Origin of the sequence: Candidatus Cyrtobacter comes, from assembly GCF_034470605.1 — a bacterium.
Taxonomy (GTDB): Bacteria; Pseudomonadota; Alphaproteobacteria; order Rickettsiales; family Midichloriaceae; genus Cyrtobacter; species Cyrtobacter comes.
Genome location: NZ_JARGYT010000055.1, coordinates 1 through 8,094 on the forward strand (window position 1 = coordinate 1; position 8,094 = coordinate 8,094).

8 protein-coding genes and 1 pseudogene are annotated in these 8,094 nt (G+C 33.1%); 6 read left to right on the plus strand and 3 right to left on the minus strand.

All coding sequences use genetic code 11. The annotated features are described in order from the left end of the window. Positions 1-110 precede the first annotated feature (110 nt). Positions 111-410, plus strand: coding sequence for a hypothetical protein (locus Cyrtocomes_RS04240; RefSeq protein WP_322497958.1), 300 nt, complete (start codon positions 111-113; stop codon positions 408-410). Positions 411-709: 299 nt separating this feature from the next. Here Cyrtocomes_RS04240 and Cyrtocomes_RS04245 read toward each other — a convergent pair whose 3' ends face one another. Continuing rightward, positions 710-1,297: a lysophospholipid acyltransferase family protein gene (locus Cyrtocomes_RS04245; RefSeq protein WP_322497959.1), complete on the minus strand. Its 588-nt coding sequence runs from the start codon at positions 1,295-1,297 to the stop codon at positions 710-712. A gap of 276 nt (positions 1,298-1,573) precedes the next feature. After that, positions 1,574-2,305 carry a flagellar type III secretion system pore protein FliP gene (fliP, locus tag Cyrtocomes_RS04250; RefSeq protein ID WP_322497960.1) on the minus strand — a complete coding sequence of 244 codons (732 nt, stop codon included), beginning with the start codon at positions 2,303-2,305 and terminating at the stop codon, positions 1,574-1,576. Between the two features lie 198 nt (positions 2,306-2,503). On the opposite strand from fliP, the gene def reads away from it, so the two are divergent. The 5 genes from def (at position 2,504) to Cyrtocomes_RS04275 (ending at position 7,245) form a co-directional block, all read left to right on the plus strand. Beyond that, complete coding sequence (gene def, locus Cyrtocomes_RS04255; protein ID WP_322497961.1) at positions 2,504-3,004, plus strand: peptide deformylase; 501 nt, start codon at positions 2,504-2,506, stop codon at positions 3,002-3,004. Positions 3,005-3,010: 6 nt separating this feature from the next. After that, a complete protein-coding gene (locus Cyrtocomes_RS04260) occupies positions 3,011-3,460 on the plus strand; it encodes a hypothetical protein (protein WP_322497962.1) in 450 nt (149 codons plus the stop codon). A 256-nt stretch (positions 3,461-3,716) separates the two neighbouring features. Next, positions 3,717-4,505, plus strand: coding sequence for an outer membrane protein assembly factor BamD (locus Cyrtocomes_RS04265; RefSeq protein WP_322497965.1), 789 nt, complete (start codon positions 3,717-3,719; stop codon positions 4,503-4,505). Next, complete coding sequence (gene murC / locus Cyrtocomes_RS04270) at positions 4,505-5,911, plus strand: UDP-N-acetylmuramate--L-alanine ligase (RefSeq protein ID WP_322497963.1); 1,407 nt, start codon at positions 4,505-4,507, stop codon at positions 5,909-5,911. The genes Cyrtocomes_RS04265 and murC overlap by 1 nt, the downstream gene beginning before the upstream one ends. A 20-nt stretch (positions 5,912-5,931) precedes the next feature. Further along, the gene (locus Cyrtocomes_RS04275) at positions 5,932-7,245 is read left to right on the plus strand and encodes a TolC family protein (RefSeq protein ID WP_322497964.1); all 1,314 of its coding nucleotides are present in this window, start codon (positions 5,932-5,934) and stop codon (positions 7,243-7,245) included. 317 nt (positions 7,246-7,562) lie between these two features. Here the strand turns inward: Cyrtocomes_RS04275 and Cyrtocomes_RS04280 are convergent. Further along, positions 7,563-7,857 (minus strand): annotated as a pseudogene (locus Cyrtocomes_RS04280) (transposase family protein); the annotation flags it as partial. Positions 7,858-8,094 lie beyond the last annotated feature (237 nt).

An 8,094-nucleotide genomic window follows, 5' to 3' on the forward strand; every position in this document is an offset into this window, starting at 1 on the left:
TTCGCTAAACTCAAAGAAAATCGACGCTTAGCATTACGATTTGAGAAATCCGATCTCTCTTTCCTTGCCTTTATAGCTTTAGCATCTATTAAATACAACCTTTGTTAACAGTGCCTATAGAGTTTATGTTCAGCCAGCCTATCCAAACAGGTCTTGAAGTAGGCCCAAATCTTATAGGTACTCTCCTTAGCGCTCCTACAGGTGTTTTTAACGGAATGGATACAATTGGTTTATTTGAGGGGCTTGCTAAATCTCTAAAGGGGAGCTGGCTATCAACACAACTTGGCTTTTTAAATTTGGTGGGTATTTCAGGAAAACCGCTAGGACAGAGTCCTCTTGATATTAAAGCACAACCTATTATACAAGGTAAAATAGGCGGATTGGTTTCTCATGGTAAGGGAAGAGGATAGATTAAAACTATTATATAACTAGAACAGGTCATATAAAATCTGTATGAAAGAATATGGATTATATGGTTATAAAAACCTCTAGCCAATATTAGTTGGCTTTATTAAATAGGCTTTATTAAACAGACCTCATTAAACCTATAGAACTTAAAAGCATTCAGGTTGCGCCAAAATGATAAACTGTGTATTTCCACATAAATTTTTAGCACAGATTATATAGTAAATTAAGTGAAATGAACATGTTGGAAATAAGGCTAATAAGCTGTAATGCAAGGAGTTCTATTCCATCCCGAATAAAACGGCTATAGAATATTGATTTCATCTTCTATTTTTGAAGCAATCTGCTCCTTGTATTCAGAATAGCTAAATGGACACCCAAACCTTATTTTAATAGTTGAATTTGGAACTATAGCAGAGCCTTTTGGCCAATATTTACCACTATCCAGCGAAACTGGTACAATCTTCAATTCCGGAAATTTTCTCGCTATTGCAGTTATTCCATTTTTAATTGTTTCTCTTTGGCCATATCTGACCCTTGTACCCTCAGGAAAGATTACTAATTTCCTCCCCTCATCAAAAACTTGCTTTGCACCTTTAAGAATTTCTTTTATAGATCTTAATTGGCTAGATCTATCTATGAAAATCATACCAGCATTTTTAAAAAAACTGCCCATAAATGGTACTTTAGAAAGTTCTTTTTTCAAAATAACAGACATAAAGGGGAAGAAATATGGAAAATATAGTGGGTCTATAGCAGATTGATGTTTACACGCAATTATGCAAGCCCCATCTGGTACATTTTCAAATCCCTCAACATCCTTTTTTAACCTAAATAAAAACTCAATTACCACAAGATTTATCACAACGCACGTACAGCCAGCATACGTCATAATCCTCCTATTAAACGTAAAATATGCAGGCAACCATATAATCGAACATAATAACGTAACTATAGTAATTACCACCCATGGCAATAATGCGGAAAATTTTTGATACATATCCACAAATTAGTAAAATTTCGACCTGGTTTATACAAGAAAATATGTAAAAAATCTATATAATGAGTCCTGATATCTATTCATATAACTGAATGGGTTAGTGGTAGGGCCGTATTTTATCACAAAAGCTCACATCAAGTACTTAATAATACCCTTAAGTTAAGAAAATTAACCACCATAACTTTTAACTAATCCTGCACATATCATATACCAACCATCCACAAGCACAAAAAATATGATTTTAAATGGAAGAGAGATCATAACAGGTGGCAACATCATCATCCCCATAGACATCAATATGGATGATACAACCATATCTATTATCAAGAATGGTAAAAATATCAAAAAGCCTATTTCAAAGGCCCTTTTTAGCTCGCTAATCATAAATGCAGGTATTAAAACCTGAAGCGGCACGTCATCTTTTTTTATATCATCATCTTTTTTTGCCATTGCTATAAATACAGATAGCTCTTTCTCATTTACATTATCAAGCATAAAATCCTTAAATGGCTTTGAAATGGCAATCAGCGCCTCACCTTCATCCATTCTACCGTTAATTACAGGTTCAATCCCTTCATTATAGGCCCTTTCAAATGTTGGTGTCATTATAAAAAACGTTAAGAAAAGAGATAACCCAATCATCACTACATTAGGAGGAGATTGTTGTAACCCTATAGCCGTTCTAAGTATAGACATAACAACAATAATCCTTGTAAAAGAAGTTACCATTATAAGTAATGATGGAGCTATACTTAAAACCGTTATAACAGCTACAAGCTGCATTATCTTTGAGCTAAGTGGCAAGTTCCCATCACCTAAATCTATGCTTATTGGTTCAGCGATTATAGAATATGGAAAAAGAAAAAAGAAAAGATAGAGAAAAAGCCTACTTCTGCTCATCTGTAGAACATAATTAAATAACACTATAACAATGGAATAGGTCAGCTTGATACATAATTAATTACAATATACCATTTGCAAAAAAATGATAATGAAAATGGATAATTAAGCAAATCTATTATTTTATAGATGTAGTTGTTGTTCGTACTAGAATCAAATGTTAGAATACGCATTGTTTTGATTGATAAATTAATATTCGTGTTTGACTATCTAAAACCAAATTTACTTGAATTGGTTACAGATCCCTCACCGCTCTTACTTAAAAAATCTTCAGAGATATCTAAGATAGATAAGGAAACCGAGCAACTGATCTCAGATATGTTTTTTACAATGCGAAAAAACAATGGTGTTGGCCTTGCTGCTGTTCAGGTAGGAGTCCTAAAAAGAGTTATAGTCATGGATATACCAAATTTAGAAGATATGCCTCACTATTTTCTAAAACCATGCGTCATGATTAATGCCTCAATACGCAGTTACGGAAAGGATTTTATGTCTTTTGATGAAGGATGTTTATCATTTCCTGGGCTTTCTATACATACTCATAGACCTAGAAAAATAGTGGTTGATTTCCTTGATCATGAGGGCAAAAAACATAGGGAAAAAATTCATGGTGGAATACTATCTATTTGTATACAGCATGAAATAGATCATACAAATGGTATAATATTTACAACAAAAGGTGATATAGTACAGGAATAATAAAAGATGCAAAAAGAATCCTGGGAGCATTTTTTTGAGAATGTTAAACCTTTGAAAACACCCACTGATAATCACTGTATTAATGAGTTTTCAGTTGCCCACCACATTACAAGAAAAGTAACTTTTGTAAAACAAAATGAATTCGATAATACAAAGGTTGAGGATGTTAGTTTAAATAAACGTAGTATTGACCTACATGATCATACTATATCGCAAGCATATGAAGCTCTGTGTTTATTTTTTAAAAGATATAAATCTTGCAGTGGAGCGTTGATTGTAATAACTGGTAAAGGTAGTAGAACTGGGGAAGAAAGCATAAAGGATTCATTTATAAAATGGTCAAGGCATGGAACCCTTAGCAAATTGTTTACACAAATAATCCCAATCAAAGATTGTAGAGGCCAAGTCGGATCATTTAAGGTTTTTCTCAAAAAAAACCAAAAAGAAATAATATAACTTATAATAGCATGAATTTCATTCAGTAGCTGATATATATAACTAAAATATAGTCAATTGTTATCAATGCATTATATCATTTTTAGAGCAGAAAATTAAAATTCTGTTTTATGAGATTTTCAAATTTATCTTTGTATGCTAGAATTTGTGTGTTCTTATATTTGATTAAGTGTTTTGCTTGGCTGCTAGATATATACTAATAATTCTCTTTCTCGCTCCTTTCTTTTGGAAAATTGGTGCTTGCGCCGATCAATTGATGGACAATCCTAAACCCGCTTTTCTTACAGAGTATTATGAATTAAAGCAACAATCATCTACAAAAGCTGAGAAACCACGAGCTCATTCTTTAAAAAAGAACGAGGGTAATGGTGGTGTTAATAGCGATGGTGTGTATATTGTAAAAGAGCCGTATTCTGAATATGAAGAGGCGATGATTGTAATGGTTGCTGGCAATTTTGCAAATGCTGCAGTGATTTTTGAATCGATATTTTTACAGCATCCATCATCAAAAATCGCTCCAGATGCACTATTGATGGCCGCTTTTTCTAGTTATAAAGCGAATAAGATACCTGATGCTGTTGCGTATTTAGATGATTTTATACATTTATACAAATTTAACGAAAATATACCATATGCTTACTATCTTAAAGCGTTAGCTTATTACAATATACTTCCGTATACAGAAAGGGATCTTAGCTCTGTGAAAGAGGCGTTAATTCTATTTGCTCGTGTAGTTGAGTTTTTTCCACAATCTGAATATGCGCAAGCATCTAAAGAGAAAATTCTCTTTTTAAGAAATATATTAGCTCAAAGTGAAATAAAAACTGGTGTTTTTTACCTAAAATCTGGTGACATTAATGCTGCTTTACCTAGATTTTATACTGTTCTTAAAAATTATAGTAATACAGTATTTTTACCAGAGGCTCTTTATAGGGTTGCAGAGGTATATAATATGCTTGGATTAGAGAATCTTGCAGGGAAATATAGAGATATATTGAATAGAGATTTTGAAGATACAAAATGGTGTAAATTACTTACTAAATAATGATCAATCCAAAATCAAGAGTTCATTTTGTAGGTATAGGCGGTATAGGGATGAGCTCTATTGCTGCCTATATGTGCGCTAATGGCTTTATGGTAAGCGGATCTGATAAAGTTGAGACTGGAGACATTTTAGAAAAATTGAGAAATTTAGGAGTTGAGATTTTTCATAAGCACAGTACTGCTAATATAACCACTGAGATTGATCTGGTTATTAGATCAAGCGCTATACGATCTGATAACGAAGAGATTTCTAGAGCTAAAGAGCTTGGTATACAAGTGATAAATAGAGCGCAAGCCCTTAAAGAAATTTTAATAGGCAAAAAAGTTGCAGCTGTAACTGGTACTCATGGAAAAACTACTACTACCTCCTTATTGGGATATATATGCATAAAATCCCTGAAGGACCCAACTATCTTTGTTGGCGGTATTATGAAGGACTTAAATTCTAATCTCCATATAGGGCACGGAGAGATTGCTGTAGTTGAGGCAGATGAATCAGATGGAAGTTTTTTAATTACAGGCCATAGCTTAGGGCTTGTAACAAATATGGAAATGGATCATGTAGAATATTATGAGACTCATGATAAATTACTGGAGGAATATAAAAAATTTGTTAATCTTGGAGAGAATACCTTGCTGTGTACTGATGATCCTGGATTGAGGAATTTTTATGAAGAATATAGAGATGTGAAAGATAAACTCTATTCTTATGGTGTATATGGTAAGAATAACGATATATCTGCTCTTAATATAAGATTGCTTGAACATGAATCTGTTTTTGATATCGTCTTTGGTGATGATTTTGCTATGAGCCTTGGAGCCAAGGTATTAAAAGATGTTAGGCTTTCACTTCTTGGGCTGCATAATATTCAAAATGCGCTTGGGGCTCTCTTGGCATCTATATTACTTGGTTGCGAGCTTAATCTTGCGCTCGATGCTCTTAAAAATTTTAAAGGCGTTGAAAGAAGATTTTGTAAAATTGGGAAATTAAACGGAGCAACAGTATTAGATGATTATGCGCACCATCCAACAGAAATTGATTCAGTTTTAAAGGTCGCCTCAAAAATAAAAGGCGATGGTAGGCTGATTGTAATTTTTGAGCCACATAAGTATACTAGGTTATCTAGATTTATGTCGGAATTTGCTACTGTTTTATCTTCAAATTATGTAGACAGCTTGGTATTAACGGGTGTATATTCCTCCGGAGAGGACCCTATAAATGGAGTTGATTCTGAGCATCTAAGGGATAAAATAAGCACGTTATGCAGAACAAATACTTCTGTAGTACGTGATTTTGAGGAACTTAAGCAGCTTATTTTACGTGAAGCATCTCCAGGTGATACTATTTTAGCCCTTGGTGCTGGTGCGTTATCGAATTTTATTAGGTCTATTGTAGAAATTTTATAATTATATTGTTTAGTTTATATATGTTGAAAAGGGGGCTGTGGTTTGTATGTCTTTTTTGTTATGCATACAACTCTTTTGCATTTCAAAAAGAGCGTATCGAAGTTAATACTCTGGGTAAGGCAATTGAATTTGCAAAAATAAATAATGCACAAATAAATTTAGAGAAAGAGAAGCTTTCAGAAAGTAAGATAAGAAAAAAAGAAGCTATTACAGCTTTCTTTATACCAGAAGTTTCGCTTTCGTATTCTCTGAGCTCTGCCCAAAATAGCAATAACGTTATTGATTACTCGCCTGATTTTGATGGTACTGTAGGTATACGTACTGGGATAGAATTATTTTCTGGGTTTCAGGATATTTCTTATATTGCTAACAGAAATAAATTAGATCAAGCGGCTAAAAGTGATTTTAGGAATAAAGAAAATGAGGAATTACTTAAGGTAATAGAATCATATTATAATCTAATAGCCGCCAGGGAGGCGCATTCTATAAATCTAAAAAGTCTTGAGATTTCTAAGAAGTTGTTGGAGCAAGCGCATTTAAGATTTAAGGCTGGTGAGCTCACAAGGCCAGAGCTTTCTCTTGCAAAATATAGACTTGCTGAGCAAGAAGCACTTTTGAAAAGTGCAGAAGCTGAGCTTATAGCTGAGGAAGAAAACTTTTTTTATCTCACCGGCGGTGCTTATGCTTCTGAAAAACTTGAACAAATTAAACCAAATTTTGTAATACCGTCTTCTCAAGATGAGTTTGTTTCCTTGGCCTTATCATTGAATCCATATATACATTCAAGCCAAAAAAATATGGAGGCCGCTAAATTGGCAAAAAATGTTGCTCTTTCAGAATTTTCTCCAAAGGTTAAATTAGACTTTGAATCTAGAACAAGAACGCAATCTGAAAAAACACCTCCATTTCCGTTTCCGAGTGATAACCGCGATTATAAAAACTCTGTATCTCTTTCTGTTACCATTCCATTAATGAATAGGGGTAAATCATTATATAATGTAATGAACAGTAATGTTATAGAAAGTAAAGCTAGAATAATGGTGAAAGATGCAAATGATAAAGTGGAAAATATTGCAATAAGCACTTGGAATATTTATCATTCTTCTATCTTAGAGGTAAAAGCTCGTGAGCAAGCAGTAGCTGCTGCACTTGATAGATTTGAGGGTAATCAACAAGGTTATAAAGCTGGTGCTGTAACTACCTCAGATATGCTGGATGCTGAAAGAGAACTTTCTAAACAAGAAATAAGCTATGCAAAATCTTACAGTAAAATGCTATCTTCTATGTATAGGCTGAAATATGTGATTGGCGATCTAAGCAGCTTAAATTTTTAGTCTTAGTTGTAATATTTTCTGAACTTTATGTTGTTATTGCTGATTACTTGTTAATCTAACATACTGTTGAAGGGGTTATTGCAATGTAAAGATAGATTTTGTTAGGTTAATAGGTTGATAGCCTGATAATTTGCGTTGAATGAATGTTGTTATGAAGAGATGTAAATTTTGCCCCACAAAAATAGCGTCAGAATGGTTATTACCAAGCAATGTGGAAAGAAATCAGACTAAATGAGACAAAAAATACACTCTCAAAGAGAAGTATATAAATGTATCTTAATAATGTTCGAGCTATGATAATAGACCTCTTTCGAAACTCATAAAGATAACTCTAAATTACAAATTCCAGCTATCAAATTAAACCTAAGACCAAATCTTTTTCTCCTGTTTCTATATTTGTCGGCAATGATTTTGAGCCGTTTTAGAATTCCAATAACATTCCCATTTGTAACTCTCTCACTTACAAGCTCTTGATTTTTCTTCTTCTCTTCCTTAGTTAATACCATCTTATTTCTTGGTAATTCAGATTTATAGCTTTTGTATGCCTTGATATCCAGTATCTGTAATAATCTTGATTTCAGGATGTGTGCTGATTTTGGATTCTTTAAATAACTCACTCAGCTTATGTAAAAGCATAACTTGCCGCCCTATTAGCTTTTAATAGAATCTTATACTTCATTGCAAAATGGTTCATAAGCGTCTTTGTTTTCAAAAACTCCAATTTGCAAAATGCTACCAATGAAGCGAATATATAGCTAATCCGTTATAAAATGTCATGCTAATTTTGATAAAAATGATATAAATGCTATATAAAGAAAAAATGTCATATCCAATAGAATTTAGAAAGAA

Coding starts and splice junctions, on each gene's coding strand:
- Cyrtocomes_RS04265 (WP_322497965.1), top strand. CDS start 3,717: ATGGACAATCCTAAACCCGCTTTTCTTACAGAGTATTATGAATTAAAG.
- Cyrtocomes_RS04245 (WP_322497959.1), bottom strand. CDS start 1,297: ATGACGTATGCTGGCTGTACGTGCGTTGTGATAAATCTTGTGGTAATT.
- Cyrtocomes_RS04275 (WP_322497964.1), top strand. CDS start 5,932: ATGTTGAAAAGGGGGCTGTGGTTTGTATGTCTTTTTTGTTATGCATAC.
- Cyrtocomes_RS04260 (WP_322497962.1), top strand. CDS start 3,011: ATGCAAAAAGAATCCTGGGAGCATTTTTTTGAGAATGTTAAACCTTTG.
- murC (WP_322497963.1), top strand. CDS start 4,505: ATGATCAATCCAAAATCAAGAGTTCATTTTGTAGGTATAGGCGGTATA.
- fliP (WP_322497960.1), bottom strand. CDS start 2,305: ATGAGCAGAAGTAGGCTTTTTCTCTATCTTTTCTTTTTTCTTTTTCCA.